The following is an 18,582-nucleotide window of genomic DNA, read 5'->3' as shown; positions in this document are numbered from 1 at the left end:
ACGTATTTAATTCGTGCTTAAAGGATACGTGCCTAGTTTATACGTGCTTAATTTATACGTGCTTAATTTATACGTGATTAGTTGATACGCGACAATTGACTTAACTCTTTATTAAGTTGCTCTTCATCGCCTAAGTTGAGTTCAACCAAGCGGCGTAAATGGGTAACGCTATCTATATCAATAGCATTACATTGCAGACCTGTCTCATGCTCTTCTTCATGAACAATAGCAATATTCATTATTACCTCAGACTCTTGGTCTGACAGTATAAAATGCAAGGTCCCGAGCTTACCTTTTAATGAATGCTCACTGTCTATGGCGGTAACTAAGGCACCATTTAGTGAAATATCATGAATAGATACCGGGTATGTTTTTTCTTCAATTTTAATCTCGGCTTTTACTGAAAATAAAATGCGAGTGAATTGTCGTCTATTTTCCATGTATATTTTCCAAGCTGACTAATAATCTTATCTATTGTGTGTCTTTAGCATAGCCCCCTTTTATTGAAAAGTAAAAAGTTACTGAACACAAAAAAGCCAGTTAAAATCAAAATTTTAACTGGCTTTAATTGGACTTTTAACGGTTAAATCAATCACTGACAACAGCAAAGTTACTAAGGTGCTAATAACCGCTATTTAAATTTAGTGATTAACCTATTTTTTTGTATCTAATTCTGTGCGGCTCTGTCGCTGCAGGACCTAAAGTTTTCTTTAACCATGCTTCATAATCGGTAAAGTTACCTTCATAGAAGTTGATTTGACCTTCGTCACGATAATCTAAAATATGCGTGGCAATTCTGTCAAGGAACCAGCGATCATGCGAAATAACCATGGCACAACCAGGGAACTCTAATAAGGCTTCTTCTAATGCCCGTAGGGTTTCTATATCTAAATCATTGGTCGGTTCATCGAGTAGTAATACATTACCACCGGTTTGTACTAACTTAGCTAAATGAACACGGTTACGCTCACCACCTGATAATTGCCCGATAATTTTTTGTTGATCATTACCTTTAAAGTTAAAACGACTGACATAAGCACGACTTGGTGTTTCAAAATTACCAATTTTTAAAATATCATGGCCTTGGGATATCTCTTGGTAAACAGTTTTGCTGTTGTCCATATCATCACGAAATTGATCGACACTGGCCAGTTTTACCGTCTTTCCTAAGATTATTTCACCTGAATCTGGTTGTTCAGCACCTGACATCATTTTGAATAAAGTAGACTTACCAGCTCCGTTTGGCCCAATAATGCCAACAATCGCGCCCTTAGGCACGCTAAAGCTTAAATTGTCAATGAGTACTCTATCGCCAAAAGACTTTGTTAAATTAACAACATCTAAAACTTGATCACCAAGGCGTGGTCCAGGTGGAATGTAAAGCTCGTTGGTTTCATTTCGTTTTTGATGTTCTTGGCTGCTAAGTTCTTCGAAGCGAGCCATACGGGCTTTACTTTTAGACTGGCGTGCTTTTGGATTAGAACGTACCCATTCAAGCTCTTGCTTGATGGTTTTTTGTAGGGCGCTTTCAGTTTTACCTTCACGCTCAAGACGGGCATCCTTTTGCTCTAACCATGAGGAGTAGTTACCTTCATAAGGAATACCGTGTCCTCTATCAAGCTCTAAAATCCAACCAGCAACATTATCTAAGAAGTATCTATCATGGGTGATTGCGACCACAGTACCAGGGTAATCATGTAAGAAGCGTTCTAACCAAGCAACAGATTCAGCATCTAAATGGTTAGTTGGTTCATCTAGTAATAGCATGTCAGGTTTTTGCAATAATAAACGACAAAGTGCCACACGGCGACGTTCACCACCACTTAAAATGCCGATTTTTTGTTCCCAAGGTGGCAAACGTAAGGCATCAGCGGCGCGCTCAAGCACGTTATCAATATTATGGCCATCTTGAGTGTTGATGATATCTTCTAATTCACCTTGCTCTTTAGCTAACGCGTCAAAATCAGCATCCTCTTCGGCATAGGCCGCGTATACGGCATCTAAACGTGTAAGAGCATCTTTAACTTCAAATACTGCTTCTTCAACAATTTCACGGACTGTTTTATCTTCATCTAGTACCGGCTCTTGGGGTAAATAACCAATTTTAGTACCGGCTAATGCTTTGGCTTCACCTTCAAATTCTGTATCAACACCAGCCATAATACGAAGCAATGTAGACTTACCTGAGCCATTTAATCCGAGTACCCCAATTTTTGCGCCAGGGAAAAAAGAAAGGGATATGTCTTTTAAAATTGTGCGTTTCGGTGGAACAATTTTCGAAACACGGTTCATCGACATGATGAATTTATCTGGTAACGGCTGAGCCATATGAAAACCTTTTGTTTGAACGGAGTTTAACTTGCCGATATTTTAGGTGAAAGAGGCATGGCAAGCAAATGTGATTGAGGTGATTTAAGCTTTAGATGTAAATAGAATATAAGGTAGGCTATTTGGGGAGTTAATATACATCGATGTTTTTTGATTAGCTGGGCGCAAAGTCGTGACTAAATTTAAGCTGAAGCTATGTATTGCTCTAAGTATATTAGCACTAGATAACGCTATTTTTTTGCATCGAGTGCTTGTTGAATTTAGTCTGAATTTTCAGCACTGTAACCGTTATGAATTACAATTTTAATTCTAAGTATAATACTGACGCCAATAATGCTCGAATGTTCAATTTCGATGACTTTGTCATTATCGCTATTTATAACAAGACATTGCCCATTTCTCATGGTGTTTTTTTATCAGGTAACTAGCCGTTGGTCCAGTAACGTTTATTACAGAGTTATCAATGTCTATTACAATATATGCGTTGGATGAGCTTTTGTATCTACTTTAACTTCAATTGTATGCTGTTCATGTTTAACGTCGTTATTTGCAGTTACCATGGCGAGCGCTGACAAACTAAGCAACATGCCAGTTACCGAAAAAAGTAACGCTAGTGCCATTTTACTAAAATGTGTTTTAATCGAATTCATAATAATCCCTTTACTGTCAATTGATTCATTGTTGAGTGCTAATTTTTTCTCAATGAATGAGTTTAATGTTAATTAACATTGTTCTACTCTATTTGTAATGCTACTTCTGTGCCACTATGTTTTTCCTATATATAACAATATGTTAGTGTTTAATTCATTAATTGAGTCATCATTAAATCCCAATATGAGGATTGTCATGTACTGATATTGGGAAATTTAAAAAATCAAAATCAAAATCAAAAATGGTTATCTTGTGAGCCATTAAATAGAAAAAATAGTCACGTGCTTATGGTTAAACAGCTAACTGTACCGTAACAGTTGTTCACGTAAATTTGACGATTTTCAACAGTTGTGCTTTTTAACAATAGGTAGAATAGCTTTTAATAACGGCATTAAATTGAGTGGCAAGTAAATCATTGGCTCAGCTCAAAGCTTAATAATAAAAATAGAAAACATAAAATGAAAATTAACATGGTAATTATCCCCTTTGTATTGTTTTTAACTGGTTGTGGTTCAATCGGCGCATACACTGAGAGCCAAGAAAATACCCAAGTCAGTTTCACTGAATACAGCAACAAGATAGAAGGTTACCTGAACAAAAAAACGAGTCTGAAAATAGCTCAGACGGGTTTAGTCACAGGTAGTACGTTATTGTATGCGGCACCGGGCATTGGCTCCCGTTATAGCCGTTATGCAAGTGGGCTTAATATAACTTATTCTTTGTGGATCAATGAGTCAGAGGTTGATGAAGTTGAATTTGCCATTGATAAATATAGGCACTGGCGAGCTCAAGTAACGCCGACAAACTATTTAACCATTGAACCGATTAATGAGTATGTCTCTGAGTGGATGAATGGTGTTACCTTTAAATTTGGCTTATATAGCAATACCCAGGGAGTACCCTTTCTATGTATCTGTTATGAATTTAATGAATCAGGAATCTGTACTGTTACTTATATGATTGATGAGAAAAACATTGAATTTCTCGCTGATGATTTACAAAAATTTAAACAGCATTCATTCGAGTTAACTGGCTAAAATGGCCTTTTCGTTAAGTTTTTTAATACGGCTAAAAGGTATAAATGAGTACTGCTGAGGTTTCGGTATTTAAGTTTTCGTTATCGTCATCTACTTTTGAGTTGTAATCAATGATAAAGCTAAGTTTCAATTGCAGCGAGCCGATCAATCGACTGGTGATTGAACTTTCTGCTTTATAAATACTATTTTGTCCTACTTCCATTGCGTGTTTAATCACTAATAGCTGCTTAAACTCAATGTTGTCATTCATTTTTCTTATATAAAGTGCTTGTGCCTGTAATATGAGGGTGTCTTGCGTTCTACTTCTCATACCTTCTTTCATTTCTTGGCTAGTGACTTGTGTAACATCTCTTTTAAAACCAGGACCTATATCGGCATCAAAACTGGCTACTTTATTTTCAAACCAACGACGACCCCACCCAGTCGAGACTGATGCTTGTGAATCAAAGCTAGAAAAGCGGTTTTCTTCATAAAAGAAATTACCAAAAATATAGTTTTTATTGATCGGGTCAACGGTGTAGTTAGTTTGCGAATTGAGGCTCCACTTTTGATCTGTGGTGTCAAATGCTTTGCGGATTTCATTGTCATTAATCACAGATTCAGTTTCTGTTTTTTTAACCAGAAGGTCAAAAAGAAAATAACTTCGCCACAGGCCTTTTTCAAAGCGTAAGTCTAAGCCGGTTTTAATATCGGCACTTCGGGTATCACCTGTTAAGTAAAGAAAACCAAGTTGTGCGGAGGCGGTGAACAATGTGCCTGAAGTGGGCTGTTGTGATTCATCAGCTTTTTCTAGGCTAAACAATATGTCAGAAGCATCAGCAGAGTTACTTTGCTTTTCTTGCTCTTGAGCGAAAGCCAACACGGGTAAAGTGCAATAAAGGGCGAATATAGGGAATAGAATAAAGCGAAAAAACATCTTGAAGTTATACTTACAGAAATGAAACGTGGAATATTCAGATGATTATACCTAAGTTGATTGTTTATTTCGAGCATAAAAAAAGGGCCGAAGCCCTTTTAATGAACAGTTTTTGTAACTGTTTTGTATCAATAATACTACTTGATGATAGCTTTTAACTCACCGCTTTGGTAACGGTCGAACATGCCATCAAGACTTATAGGCTTGATTTTACTCGCATTACCAGCAGTATTAAATGCTTCATAACGAGCTTTACAAATGTCATACATAGCATTAGTTGATACTTGTAAAAATTTACGAGGATCAAATTCACTTGGGTTCTGTGCTAAAAATCGGCGAACAGCACCAGTAGAAGCAAGGCGTAAATCAGTATCTATATTGATTTTACGTACACCATGTTTAATGCCTTGTTGAATTTGCTCAACAGGTACACCATAAGTCTCAGGTATTTTTCCGCCAAATTCGTTAATAACAGCCAACCATTCTTGTGGAACAGATGAAGAGCCGTGCATAACCAAGTGAGTATGTGGGATACGTTGATGAATCGCTTTAATAAGGTCAATCGCTAAGATATCGTCTGTTGGCGGACGAGAAAACTTATAAGCACCGTGAGATGTACCACAGGCAATTGCCAGTGCATCTACTTGGGTTTTATTGACAAAATCAGCCGCTTCTTCAGGGTCGGTTAACATTTGCTCTTTTGTTAAAATACCTTCTGCGCCAACACCGTCTTCTTCACCAGCCATACCGGTTTCAAGAGAACCTAAACAACCTAATTCACCTTCAACAGAAACACCACAAGCGTGGGCCATTTCAACAGTACGTTGAGTTACAGCAACATTGTATTCATAATTACTTGGTGTTTTACCGTCTTCCATTAATGAGCCATCCATCATTACTGATGAAAAACCTAGTTGGATAGAGCGTTGACAAATAGTAGGAGAAGTACCGTGATCTTGATGCATAACTACTGGGATATTTGGGAACTCTTCAATAGCAGCTAGAATTAAATGGCGTAAGAAAGGTGCGCCGGCGTATTTTCTGGCACCTGCAGATGCTTGCATGATAACAGGGCTATCAGTATCACTAGCGGCAAGCATGATTGCGCGTACTTGCTCTAAATTATTGACGTTAAATGCTGGAATACCGTATTCAAATTCTGCCGCATGATCGAGCATTTGGCGCATTGAAATTAAAGCCATTTACTTACTCCTAGATAAATTTTGTTGCTGAGGTTGAAAGTTTTTATTTTGATAACGGAATTATAGCAAAGAGACCGCTTATCTTACAGAATAAATTTGTTAAAGTTGTCTTTTTAGCGGTAATGGATATAAAACTTGTATTTTGTTCGAATATTACAAGATATATTTGTACCTAAGGCTGTTTTAGTACATTTATTGAGTTTATTATGGTTGTTTTACTACACTAGTATAACAGTAAGTTTCGTTTATGTTTCGGTTTTATTTTGTTTTGATTTCGTTTTGAGGTGATTTTTATTGAAAATCTTTCGTTTCTTTTCCTGTTTTACTTTTCTTCATTGGCTTGAGCATACTCTGAACATAAAAAACGAGCACCTTAAACAAGGCCCTCGTTTTTGTTTTATCTCTGACTCATCGTTAACCGTTAGTGGGTTACTCTGAGTAAGTTAGAGAAAAATTATGATTTTGCGCGTTGCTCTAGTATTTCTACTGCCGGTAACTTCTTACCTTCTAAAAATTCTAAGAAAGCGCCACCACCGGTAGAGATATAAGAAATCTTATCAGCAATACCATATTTATCGATGGCAGCCAGGGTATCGCCACCACCAGCAATAGAGAAGGCGGCACTATCAGCAATGGCTTGGGCAATCATCTTGGTTCCTTGACCGAATTGATCAAACTCAAATACGCCAACAGGGCCGTTCCACACAATTGTGCCAGCGTTGGCTATGATATCAGCCAATGCATTTACAGAATCTGGGCCAATATCAAAAATCATTTCGTCAGCAGTGACTTCATTAACCGGTTTTAATGTCGCAGATGCAGACGCTGAAAATTCAGTGGCAACAACGACATCTGTAGGCACGGGAATATCACCGTTATTCGCTTGGGCTTGCTGAGTTAAACGCGTTGCTTCTGCAACTAAGCCAGCTTCATATAATGACTTGCCGACATTATGACCTTGGGCAGCAATAAAAGTGTTGGCAATACCGCCGCCAACGATTAGCTGATCAACAATGCCAGCTAAAGAGTCAAGTACTGTCAATTTAGTGGACACTTTTGAGCCACCAACAATCGCTACTAAGGGGCGAGCAGGATTGTCTAACGCTTTACCTAAGGCTTCTAATTCACCTGAAAGTAATGGACCAGCACAAGCTGTAGTTGCAAATTTTGCTACGCCATGAGTACTTGCTTGGGCGCGATGAGCGGTGCCAAAGGCATCCATAACAAAAACATCACATAATGCGGCTAATTTCTTAGCTAGGGCGTCATCGTTTTTCATTTCGCCTTTATTAAAGCGGATATTTTCAAATACCACTAATTCGCCCACAGCAACGTCAACACCGTCTAAGTAATCAGTGACTAAACGTACCGGGTAGTTTAATGCAGCACTTAAGTAATCTGTAACCGGCTTAAGTGAGAACTTCTCTTCTGGTTCGCCTTCAGTTGGACGACCTAAATGAGACATAACCATTACTTTTGCGCCTGCTTCTAGAGCAAGTTTTATGGTTGGCAATGCTGCACGTAAACGTGCATCTGAGGTGATTTTTCCATCGGTTACCGGTACATTTAAATCTTCGCGAATTAACACACGTTGGTTCGCTAATGTTAGATCAGCCATTTTGATAATAGACATTGTTGTTTCCTACTTTCACTGTCGGTAAATTATGTTCAAGAGCGATAAAGGCGGCTTTATAATTTTTGCTTTATATACCCGCTCCACTTGAAGATGCTCGTTTCAGGAAGTCTGAGCGATTCATAATCAAGGCACATTTTTTTATTAAGGGTGATTCCCTTAAAAAGAAATGTAACGCAGAGTATGATTTGCTCAGCCTTCCCCAAGGGGCTGGTTTAGAAACGCTTTATGCTGCGTTATTGATTTTGAGAAGGGAACAACCATTCTCTTCAATCAATGCCTTGCCTAAAGGCGTTTCTAATTCCAGCTGAATCATGCATCTTCAAGTGGAACGGGTATAAGCACTGTTTTATAAAAATTATTTTATCGCTATTGCTCTAGATAAAGTGTTTATTTACTGTTGTATTCGTTTGTCGTTTGTCGTTTGTCGCTTGGGACATGGCCAACGCAGTATCTAACATGCGATTGGCAAAACCCCATTCATTGTCACACCATATAAGCATTTTAATTAAGCGCTTATGGCTAACCCGTGTTTGGCTACCATCAACAATACAAGAGTGCGGATCGTGATTAAAGTCAATTGAGACTAAAGGCTCTTCGGTGTAATCGAGCACGCCTGATAAATCATGTTGGCCGGTTGCTTTTTGTATTGCTTGGTTGATGTCGGTAATGCTGGCATCACTATTGACCGTAAGGCTTAAATCCATGGCGGTAACGTTCAGTGTTGGTACACGCACGGCGATGGCTTCAAAACGGCCTTTAAATTTAGGTAATATTCGTTCGATACCCGCAGCAAGCTTAGTATCAACAGGTATGATTGATTGACTTGCTGCACGAGAACGACGTAAATCTTTATGGTAAGCATCGATAACTTGCTGATCATGCATTGATGAATGAATAGTCGTAATGGTGCCACTTTCGACGCCAAAGGCTTCATCAATCACCTTAATTACTGGCACTATGCAGTTAGTCGTACATGAGCCATTGGAGACAATACGATCATCTGAGCTTAACGTTTGATGGTTAATGCCATAGATGATTGTCGCATCAACATCTTGGCTACCGGGGTGGGAGAATAATACTTTCTTAGCACCACGGTTAATATGGCTTAATCCGTCGGCTCGACTGCCGTATTTCCCCGTACAATCAAGGACAATATCAATACCCTGTTGCTGCCAAGGTAAGCTCGTTAGGTTATCTATGTGAGTTAGGGCGACTTCATCACCATCGATAACGAGTTGGTTATCGATTTGGCTAACACTAAAAGGAAATCGACCGTGGGTACTATCGTATTTTAATAAATGCGCTATACCCGAAGAAGGCGCTAACTCATTAATCGAAACTAAAGTGAATAGGTCTGTTTTCTTGCTTTCATAAAGCGCTCTAACTACACTGCGGCCGATACGACCAAAGCCATTGATAGCAATTCTAATTGTCATAATTTACTTCATTATACGGATGATTTTAAGCAATAGCCTAAGCTAAAGTTTTAGCAATAACTTGAACGATAACGTTATCGGATGACCTAGGTTAACAGTAGCTTTAGTGAAATGGTAACTTTAGAGGTTGCTCTAATATAATAGAAAGCACTAGCTTATGTGATAACTGCTTATAGTTGAAATTTATGCCATAAGTACCGTCAATAATACTTATGGCAGTTTTCGTTTACTAGGTTATAGCTGGTTTACCGTGTTTACAACGTTGTCTACGGTAAAGCCAAAGTGCTCAAGTAATACATTGCCTGGAGCTGACTCACCAAATGTAGTCATACCTACAACTGCACCACTAAGGCCGACATACTTAGCCCAAAAATCAACATGTGCCGCTTCAATAGCAACACGTTTAGTTACGCTCATAGGTAAGATTGACTCTTTGTAGTCGCTGCTTTGCTTATCAAAAACATTCGTTGAAGGCATAGAAACAACTCGTACTTTTTTACCTTGCTCAGTTAATGCTGTTGCGGCGTTAACTGCTAAAGCAACTTCAGAGCCTGTTGCCATTAAAATAACATCAGGTGTGCCAGCACAGTCAACCAGTACATAAGCACCTTTTTCAATAGCACTTACTTGCTCTTGGGTACGAGTCATTGCCGGTAAACCTTGGCGTGAAAATATTAAAGCGGTTGGCGATTTTTGACTTTGCACCGCAGCTTTCCAAGCAACCGCAGACTCAGTTGCATCACATGGGCGCCATGTTGTTAAGTTTGGCGTAGTTCTTAAGTTAGTTAATTGCTCAATAGGTTGATGCGTTGGACCATCTTCACCTTGACCAATAGAGTCATGGGTATAAACAAAAATGTTTTGAATGCCCATTAATGCTGACATACGTATCGCATTACGTGCGTATTCCATAAACATCATGAAAGTAGCACCGTAATTAATAAAGCCGCCGTGCAATGAAATACCGTTCATAATACTACTCATACCAAATTCACGTACGCCGTAGAAAATGTAGTTGCCAGCGGGGTCTTTTTCAATACCCTTAGAGCCAGACCATAAAGTCAGGTTAGAGCCGGCTAAATCAGCTGAGCCACCGAGCATTTCTGGTAATACGTTACCAAAGGCTTCAATAGCATTTTGAGAGGCTTTACGCGTGGCAATATTTTCACTGCTCTCGTGACATTGTTGAATAAAAGCATTGGCTTTCTCTTCAAATTCTGCGGGTAATTCACCTTTAATAACACGACGTTCATATTCGCTAGCCAGTTCAGGGTATGCAGCTTGGTAAGCAGCAAATTTTTCATTCCAGCTAACTTGGCTTGCTTGACCTTTTTCTTTTCTATCCCATTGCGCGTAAATGTCACTTGGAATATCAAAAGGTTCATGTGACCAGTTTAAAAACTCACGTGTTGCGGCAATTTCTTCATCACCTAATGGTGCGCCATGACAATTATGAGTACCTGATTTATTTGGTGAACCAAAACCGATGATAGTTTTACAACAAATCATGCTTGGCTTATCAGTCACTAATTTTGCTTGTTCAATGGCATTAGTGATCGCTTGTGGATCATGACCATCAACACAAACAACATGCCAACCGTATGCTTCAAAACGAGCAGGGGTATTATCAGTAAACCAACCTTCAACTTCACCATCAATTGAAATGCCATTGTCATCCCAAAAGGCAATTAGTTTTCCTAAGCCTAACGTACCGGCAAGAGAACAAGACTCATGAGAGAGTCCTTCCATTAAACAACCATCGCCTAAGAAGCAATAAGTGAAATGGTCAACAATATCGTGATCTGCACGGTTAAATTGTGCTGCTAAGGTTTTTTCAGCAATGGCCATACCAACAGCATTAGCAATACCTGCGCCTAATGGACCTGTGGTTGTTTCAACGCCGGGTGTGTAACCGTATTCCGGGTGACCTGGAGTTTTTGAATGTAATTGACGGAAGTTTTTTAAATCATCGATTGATAAATCATAACCTGACAAATGCAATAATGAATAAATCAGCATTGAACCATGGCCATTGGATAAAATAAAACGATCGCGGTCAACCCAGTTAGGATCAGCAGGATTGTGCTTTAAAAAATCACGCCATAATACTTCGGCAATATCTGCCATCCCCATAGGGGCTCCAGGGTGTCCTGATTTTGCTTTTTGTACGGCATCCATACTTAATACACGGATAGCATTTGCTAGCTCTTGACGCGATGACATAATAGCTCCTGATCTGATAGTCTTGAAAGAATAAAAATTGTGCGTATTTTCGCTTACCCAAGCACACAGCGCAAATTAAATTGTGCAATTCTTTATATTATTTTGTGAAGTGGTTAATTATTAGCATAATATAGTGCTAGTATCGGTTGAAAAGTGCATAAATTTTTACCTAACGGACTAACTCTACCACTCTTGAATAATACTCTATGATACAACCCCACTTAGCGCGTTTTTTTATTTCGGCCATTATCTACATTGCGATTTTTTTTGGCACAACATGGCTGATTGAGCCTCAGTCTGTAGTGAGTTTTGTTGGCCCTACGGCAGCAATTGCCAGTGGTTTAATATTGATGTGGGGTATTACGCCACTCATAGCGTTACTCTTGGTTAGCCCATTCTTGGCGTATAGCCTGGGTAGTTACTTTCAACTTGAAGTTGATTTAGCGGTGATGACTATTGCTATTTTAGCCATTATTTTACAAGGATTTTGGACTAAACAGCTGGTTTTTAGTTTTATTCACAATAAGACGTGGTTAATTTCAAGAAAGTACTTATTCTTCTTTTTATTACGTATTGGCCCTATCGCGAGTCTTGTTTCTGCTAGCGCAGCATTAGTGTTAGCTATGCTTGATAATCAAGTAATGCAAGGCACTTTTTTCTATACCTTTATTAATACTTGGTCGGCGAGCATGTTAGTGGCGGTGTTTTTTATTCCGTTATTATTACTGGTGAAAAATGCGGAACAGCTTAAATTAACTAAACGCTTATTTGTCGGCTGTACTTCAGTCTTAGGTGTCTTTGCTATTCTACTATTACTTCAAACGGCTCAGTACGAACAGCAGCATGCGAGACAAGTTAAATTTGAGCAGTCAAAAATTGAAATACAACGGTTGATTCTTGCTGAAATTTCCGCGGTAGTGAACCAAATTAATAGCCTTTCGGCTTTTTTTAAAGCCAGTAATAATATCTCATTAGCAGAGTTCAACATATTCAGTGAAAATACTTTTAAAACACCTTCGAGTGTCAGGGCGTTAGAGTGGGCTCCCATTGTCCCCTTTGCTCAGCGCAAAAAATTTGAGCAAAGGGGCTCCAAAGTTCTACAACAAAAATTTCAAATTAAAGAGCGCTTAATGAATGGCGAAATGGCGCTTGCTGGGCCTCGTAATCAATATGCCCCTTTGTATTATATCTATCCAAAATACGGTAATCAGGCTGCTTTAGGTTTAGATGTTTATAGTAATCCTAAGCATGTATTACCTATGCAGGAGGTTGTTGATAGTCAGCAAGTCATTGCGAGTGCACCGATTACGTTGGTGCAGGATAATACGGCCAAAGCGGGTATATTATTTAGTTATGCTGTTTTCGTTCCATCGGGTAGTAGTGGCGCTAATCAATATGTTGCAGAAAATAAGATAACACCGACTAAAAAAGAAAAGCTATTAGGTTTTGTGGTCGTGGTAGTGCAACTTGATCGCTTCTTACAACATCTTGCTACAGAAGATGTCAAAGATGTTAATGTTTTTATTCAAGACATAACCAACAGTGAACCCTCAATATTGTTTGGACAGGCAATACCTAAGGTTAATCGCTATTCCCAAACCATTTCATTTCCTGTTTTTTCACGGGTTTGGCAAGTTACTATGGCTGAAAAAGAGCCTTGGTTTAGTCAACCAAAAAGTTGGCAAGCTTGGGCGGTTATTATTGGTGTAACATTAGGCGCGGTATTATTTCAAATGTTGGTATTGATGATGGCAGCCTATTCAAGTGAGCTAAGCCAGCAAGTTGATAGCAAAACTAGGGCACTTATTTTAGCCAAAGAAATTTCAGAGAAAAAAAATATCGCTAAAAGTTACTTTTTACAGACCTTAAATAAAGAATTACGCTTACCGTTACTGGCGATAAAAGCGTTTGTTGAACAGTTACAGAACAAAGGCATGAACAATAAGGAAGTCATGGGCATAGGCCATGCGGGGAGTAATGTGACTTTATTACTCGATACTATGATGGATCTATCTGATATTGAAGCTGGAAAAGTTGTAGCCAAAGAAGATTGTTTTGATTTTTATGGATTTTTACAGCGTATTGAATTAGTACTTAAAGCCAGTAATGCCTATGAAGATAAGTCGGTGTTTTTCCTCACCGATGACAGTGTGCCTCATTACCTCAATAGCGATGAGCTTTATATACAAAAATTACTGCATGCTTTGATAGAAAGTGCTCACGATTTATTGAAGACCAATGCGTTACGGTTAGCTATCAAACTACATAAACACCAGGACTCAGGCGCTAGCTTATTTTTCACCTTGTTGCCGCAAAATATTGTTATAACCAATCAATATAGCCAGGGGGACCCTCAACAGGCTAGCAACGAATTTATCGCTAATAGTACAGCAATGGCAATGGCGATTAAATACAGCCAGTTGTTAGGAGGCAATACTAGTTTCGCAACATTAAGTTCTGGCACCGGTGTTTTAAACGCATCTATTAGGGTAAGTATTTCATCAATTGAACAGCAAGAAGTTCAGCAAGGGTTAATATTTGATATAGTTGATTAATTTAATTGTTTCCTTAATTAAAAAAGCACTTGTAAATAAAAAAATAATGCATTACTGTCATTGTGCCTGCTCATAAATAGTACAAATTAATAATAAATCAAGCAGGTTGTGACAAAGGTACAATATGAATAATTCATCCTCAAAAGGGTTTAAATTAACAACCGTGATGTTTGCAGTATTAATCATGGCAGTTGGTGCAATGCTGAGTAGTAACTCAGTCGCTGACCACATGGATGTAGAAATAACGCAATCTGATGATTAGCTAACTCGCTATTTATTTAATTGCTATGGAAATTCAAGCTCCGTTACTGATTCAGTACCGGGGCTTTTTTCATTTTGGCGTAAACACTTTTAGCCCTTTTATTCAGCAATAGCTGAAATTTATCTAGTAAAGGTACTATTACGTAAAGTGAAAATTAGCTGTCTCTCTTCGGGGAATGATAAATGGCAGTGGTGTCGGTGTTGTGGGTGAGGCAAGTAATTTTCTTTAGTAAAATATAGGTTAAACTCATTCTTTCTTGATTGTGATTTTATGCGAAATATTGTAATAAATGTGTAAATACATTAATATCGCGAGAATATGCGTTTTATCTACAATGAATTTGTTGATGGAATTACAATAATCGAAAAAAGAGTGGAATCATGGCTGATAAAATCATTAAAGATAAAGTTAATAACGATAAAATCCTAATAAATGAACAGTCGAACAATTCGGACCTCGCTGTAAAAATCGCTGATGTTGATGATGCTGAAGTGCTCGCTGAAATTGAAGCCATACAAGCTGCAATTGAAGAAAATGATACCCCTATCGAGGATATTGAAACAGCTGCTGGTGAAGCAAATGATGGTGGTAGTACTGTATTTGTCGATGTATCGCGTGATGCTAGTGAAACACTAGCAAGCTCTGATTTTGAAACCGCCACTTTTGCTCTTGATTTTATTACTAACGATTTAAAAGATACCAATATACAGTCGTTCAGTTCGAACGTAACCCCAGTCACAACAGATTCGACATTAACGGCTCAGTTTACCGATAATTTTGTTTCCGGCGTAACATATACTACTTCATCAGGGTTAACCGGTAAGACCGGCGATACAGGCACCGCGGGTGAGTTTAAATATAATGCTGGCGATACAATAACCTTCACCATTGGTGATGTCATTATTGGCCAATTTAGTGCTGATGCCATTAATGGAGATGTTCTTTTTTTACAAGACATTGCAGGGAATTCACTTTCTGATAGCAACTCAAGCTATGTTGAAAATATGGCTATTTTCCTGCAAGCATTAGATGATGATTTATCTGATAGTAGCAGTGAAAATGGTATATTAAGTACTGATGATTTAATCGATAACGATAGTTCTTACGCGACAAATATCACCATCAGCCAAGCTATTCTGGATGCATTTACCGGCTATATTGACCCAACAACGGGTGAAGTGTTAGATATCACTACCTCTGGTAAAGAGATGATCTCACAGGCATTAGCTTCTGTGGGTATTGAATTCACGCGTGACACCGAGCAAGACGAAAGTGGTAATGGTGAAAATACCTTTGAAACGATCGCCATGGATCACGTTGCACAAACTATTGATGAGTTAGCGGGTGAAAGAGCTCCTGACAGTGCTGACCAACGTGAAGTCGATACTATTGATGTGCCAGGTGGATTGATCAATTACCATTTTGCCGAAGCAGACGGTGTTATTACTTTTACAACCAATGATCTTTTAGTGGGCGCTGTTGGCCAACAAGTCATAACAGCTAACTTGGTTGTTGATAACGTTAAATTATCTGCTAATTTTGAAAGCATAGGTACACTGGTTGATTTAGGTGATGGTAACTTTGAGATCCAACTTAATGAAGGGGTAACAGGTAAAGCGCTAGAAGGCCTTGCTATTGATTACCGTGTTGAAGATTGGACCGTTAGTAAAGAGGTGACATCGCAGACTTTAGATAGCTATAAATCCCACCTATCTGCAGACATTGCCGATGTAAAAGAAGATGTAGGATTCAATCAATTTACCCTAAACAGTTCATTAACGTTTGATAGTAATACCCAATTACAGATTAATTTTACCAGTGAGTTGCTGAGTGAACAGTTAACAACTCAAATCTCAGAAGAGTTAGCCGCTCTTGGCAAAGATGCGGTGATAGAAAATGGCATTATTCAAGTGGCTGAATATGCCGATGATTATACGGTACCACTTGAATACTCAAACGATGGCGGTACTACTTGGCATGCAATGACTGTTGTTGCCATTGATACAACGGGCAGCATTCCTCGTCCAATATTCGGATTTGAGTTAGCAGCGGGAAATAGTAGCCTTGAAATCCGTGTGCCTATTTTTGATGATGTAACTATTGAACCAACTGAGTACTTTCGTGCTGAGATTAAAGGTGATGATTTTTATGATGAAACAATACTCTTTGCTATCGAAGATAACGATAGTGTTGCTTCAGACTTACCAACCATTGATATTGATTACGTGCTTGTTACTGAAGGGCAAGGCGATGCGGTCTTTACCCTAACACTGAGCGAAGCAAGTGATGAAGTAATTACGGTAAATTACAGTACCACTGAACTTTCCGCTAAATTTGGCGATGATTTTGAAGAAACTTCTGGCACAGTTACTTTCCAGCCAGGTGAAACAACGGCGACAATTTCAATCGTAATTACTGATGATCTCATTAGTGAAGACTCCCCTGAATTTGCACTAATAAATCTTTCTGATGCAACCAATGCTGTTATCAACGATGGGCAGGGTACGTTACGAATTTTTGATAATGATTACCCAATCGAATTAACAGTTAGCGCTCCAGAAGTCACTGAAGGTGAGCAAGCGGTATTTACCGTAGATATCAGTAAAGATCTTGGCGATAAATCTGATTCATTGGTACTTGTTCACTTGTCACTTGCAGATGGCAGTGCAACCGATGGCTCTGATTATGATGCATCAACACTTAAAGTCTTTTATGGCGATGCATCGAATCCACAATATTTAGAGTCTGATGGCAATGGAAATTACATTGTTCCTGCTGGTGTTACCGCGTTAAGTGTTGTCGTTGATACAATAGATGACGGCATTTCTGAAGCCTCAGAAACTTTCACGCTTCACGCCAATATCGGTGAAAATAAAGCCACTGGCACATCGAGCATTATTGATAATGATGCTTTACCAAATGCACCAACGGTTACCATCACAACTGACACTGATAATAATGAACAACTAACTAATGTTGAGCTCGGTGATAGTCAGGTAGTAAACGTGGTAGTAGGTATTCCTGCCGGCGCGGTTGCGGGTGATACCTTAACGATATCAGGACAAACACCAATCGTGCTGACACAAGCACAAATTGATGGCAAAGAACTGAGCTTTGATTATGAGCGTCCAGACGATGGTCAATCTATTGAAGTCACGGCAACATTAACTGATGGTGCCGGTAATACATCAGCGACAACAAGTAAAACAGCTACCGTGGGTGATACCACACCAACTGCAGCACCAACAGTGACAATCACAGAAGATGTCAATGACGATGCTTTCATCAGTGACACCGAGCTTGACGGTGAGGTGAATGTTACCATCAGCCTGAAAGACACCGGCGCTGTTGAGGGTGATACCTTGACCGTAAACGGCAGTGATATCGTGTTGACAGAAGCTGATATCACCGCCGGTGAGGTCTTAACCACCGTAGCAGTACCAGTAGAGGGTGAAACGCTAACCGTTGATGCGACCATCACTGATGTCGCAGGTAACACCTCTGTTAAAGGCACCGACAGTGCCAAACTCGATACGAGTGCAGCAGGTGCGCCAACTGTCGTGATCACAGAAGATGCCAATAACGATGGATTCATTAGTGATGCAGAGCTTGCGGGTGAAGTGAATGTCACCATCAGCCTGAAAGATACTGGCGCTGTTGAGGGCGATACCTTGACCGTAAACGGTCAAGGTATCGTGTTGACTGAAGCTGATATCATCGCCGGTGAGATATTAACAACGGTAGCCGCGCCATCAGAGGGTACAGCGTTAATCGTTGATGCGACCATCACTGATATCGCAGGTAACACCTCCGCCAAAGGCACCGACAGTGCCAAAATTGATACGAGTGCAACGGGTATACCGACGGTCAGCTTTGAATCACCAGGTAGCGACAACCTTTATAACAAAGCGGAAGTTGGTGTTGATGGCACCATCACTGCAACGATTACTATTCCAACAGGTACGGTTGCAGGTGATAGCCTGACTTATCAAGTTGATGGCGGATCAGTACAAACCGTTATTTTAACGGCCGATGATATTAACAACGGCGTGACGGTTGAGGTATTACCAGGTGCTACCGTCACTGCCACCATTACCGATATTGCCGGTAATGAATCAGATGAAGGTACTAATACTGCGGTTGGCTCCGATGTTGATGCGACAAGCGCACCAACGGTAACGATCACAACTGATACCGATAACAACGAACAATTAAGCAATGTTGAGCTAGGTAATCGCACGACGGTTAACGTAGTAGTCGGCATTCCAGCTGACGCGGTTGCAGGTGATACCTTAACGGTTTCAGGGCAAGCGCCAATCGTGCTGACCCAAGACCA

Annotated in this window: 13 protein-coding genes; 5 read left to right on the top strand and 8 right to left on the bottom strand. The window is 39.5% G+C overall.

The features are described 5' to 3' along the window. Window positions 1–77 precede the first annotated feature (77 nt). Together F580_RS0122475 and ettA are read right to left on the bottom strand one after the other, a co-directional pair. Window positions 78–440 carry a PilZ domain-containing protein gene (locus F580_RS0122475; protein ID WP_019030016.1) on the bottom strand — a complete coding sequence of 121 codons (363 nt, stop codon included), beginning with the start codon at window positions 438–440 and terminating at the stop codon, window positions 78–80. Between the two features lie 208 nt (window positions 441–648). Further along, window positions 649–2,328 carry an energy-dependent translational throttle protein EttA gene (gene ettA / locus F580_RS0122470; RefSeq protein WP_019030015.1) on the bottom strand — a complete coding sequence of 560 codons (1,680 nt, stop codon included), beginning with the start codon at window positions 2,326–2,328 and terminating at the stop codon, window positions 649–651. Window positions 2,329–2,618: 290 nt separating this feature from the next. Here ettA and F580_RS26750 point away from each other — a divergent pair, with 290 nt between their 5' ends. Next, window positions 2,619–2,756, top strand: coding sequence for a hypothetical protein (locus F580_RS26750; RefSeq protein WP_211215645.1), 138 nt, complete (start codon window positions 2,619–2,621; stop codon window positions 2,754–2,756). Window positions 2,757–2,798: 42 nt separating this feature from the next. Here the strand turns inward: F580_RS26750 and F580_RS0122465 are convergent, their stop codons facing one another. Beyond that, a complete protein-coding gene (locus tag F580_RS0122465; protein WP_019030014.1) occupies window positions 2,799–2,978 on the bottom strand; it encodes a hypothetical protein in 180 nt (59 codons plus the stop codon). A gap of 459 nt (window positions 2,979–3,437) precedes the next feature. On the opposite strand from F580_RS0122465, the gene F580_RS0122460 reads away from it, so the two are divergent. Further along, on the top strand, window positions 3,438–4,016 hold the full coding sequence (locus F580_RS0122460) for a hypothetical protein (RefSeq protein WP_019030013.1): 579 nt from the start codon (window positions 3,438–3,440) through the stop codon (window positions 4,014–4,016). A gap of 31 nt (window positions 4,017–4,047) precedes the next feature. Here F580_RS0122460 and F580_RS0122455 read toward each other — a convergent pair whose 3' ends face one another. From F580_RS0122455 to tkt, 5 genes are all read right to left on the bottom strand, one after another. After that, window positions 4,048–4,932, bottom strand: coding sequence for a DUF481 domain-containing protein (locus tag F580_RS0122455; protein WP_019030012.1), 885 nt, complete (start codon window positions 4,930–4,932; stop codon window positions 4,048–4,050). Between the two features lie 137 nt (window positions 4,933–5,069). Beyond that, the gene (gene fba, locus F580_RS0122450) at window positions 5,070–6,134 is read right to left on the bottom strand and encodes a class II fructose-bisphosphate aldolase (protein WP_019030011.1); all 1,065 of its coding nucleotides are present in this window, start codon (window positions 6,132–6,134) and stop codon (window positions 5,070–5,072) included. 454 nt (window positions 6,135–6,588) lie between these two features. After that, window positions 6,589–7,767 (bottom strand): phosphoglycerate kinase, encoded by a 1,179-nt coding sequence (locus F580_RS0122445; protein WP_019030010.1) that lies wholly within the window; start codon window positions 7,765–7,767, stop codon window positions 6,589–6,591. 377 nt (window positions 7,768–8,144) lie between these two features. Further along, the gene (gene epd / locus F580_RS0122435; RefSeq protein WP_019030008.1) at window positions 8,145–9,206 is read right to left on the bottom strand and encodes an erythrose-4-phosphate dehydrogenase; all 1,062 of its coding nucleotides are present in this window, start codon (window positions 9,204–9,206) and stop codon (window positions 8,145–8,147) included. A gap of 234 nt (window positions 9,207–9,440) precedes the next feature. Further along, the gene (tkt, locus tag F580_RS0122430; protein ID WP_019030007.1) at window positions 9,441–11,429 is read right to left on the bottom strand and encodes a transketolase; all 1,989 of its coding nucleotides are present in this window, start codon (window positions 11,427–11,429) and stop codon (window positions 9,441–9,443) included. Between the two features lie 206 nt (window positions 11,430–11,635). Here tkt and F580_RS0122425 point away from each other — a divergent pair, with 206 nt between their 5' ends. The 3 genes from F580_RS0122425 to F580_RS25180 form a co-directional block, all read left to right on the top strand. Then, window positions 11,636–13,984 carry a CHASE domain-containing protein gene (locus F580_RS0122425; RefSeq protein WP_019030006.1) on the top strand — a complete coding sequence of 783 codons (2,349 nt, stop codon included), beginning with the start codon at window positions 11,636–11,638 and terminating at the stop codon, window positions 13,982–13,984. Between the two features lie 124 nt (window positions 13,985–14,108). After that, window positions 14,109–14,246, top strand: coding sequence for a hypothetical protein (locus F580_RS26525; protein WP_157443221.1), 138 nt, complete (start codon window positions 14,109–14,111; stop codon window positions 14,244–14,246). A 380-nt stretch (window positions 14,247–14,626) separates the two neighbouring features. Then, on the top strand, window positions 14,627–18,582 hold a 3,956-nt coding region (locus F580_RS25180; RefSeq protein WP_019030004.1), incomplete at its 3' end, for a Calx-beta domain-containing protein.

The organism is Colwellia piezophila ATCC BAA-637 (assembly GCF_000378625.1).
GTDB classification, from domain to species: Bacteria; Pseudomonadota; Gammaproteobacteria; order Enterobacterales; family Alteromonadaceae; genus Colwellia; species Colwellia piezophila.
Note: the sequence above shows the minus strand (reverse complement) of the source record. Positions and strands in the feature narration are given on the sequence as shown.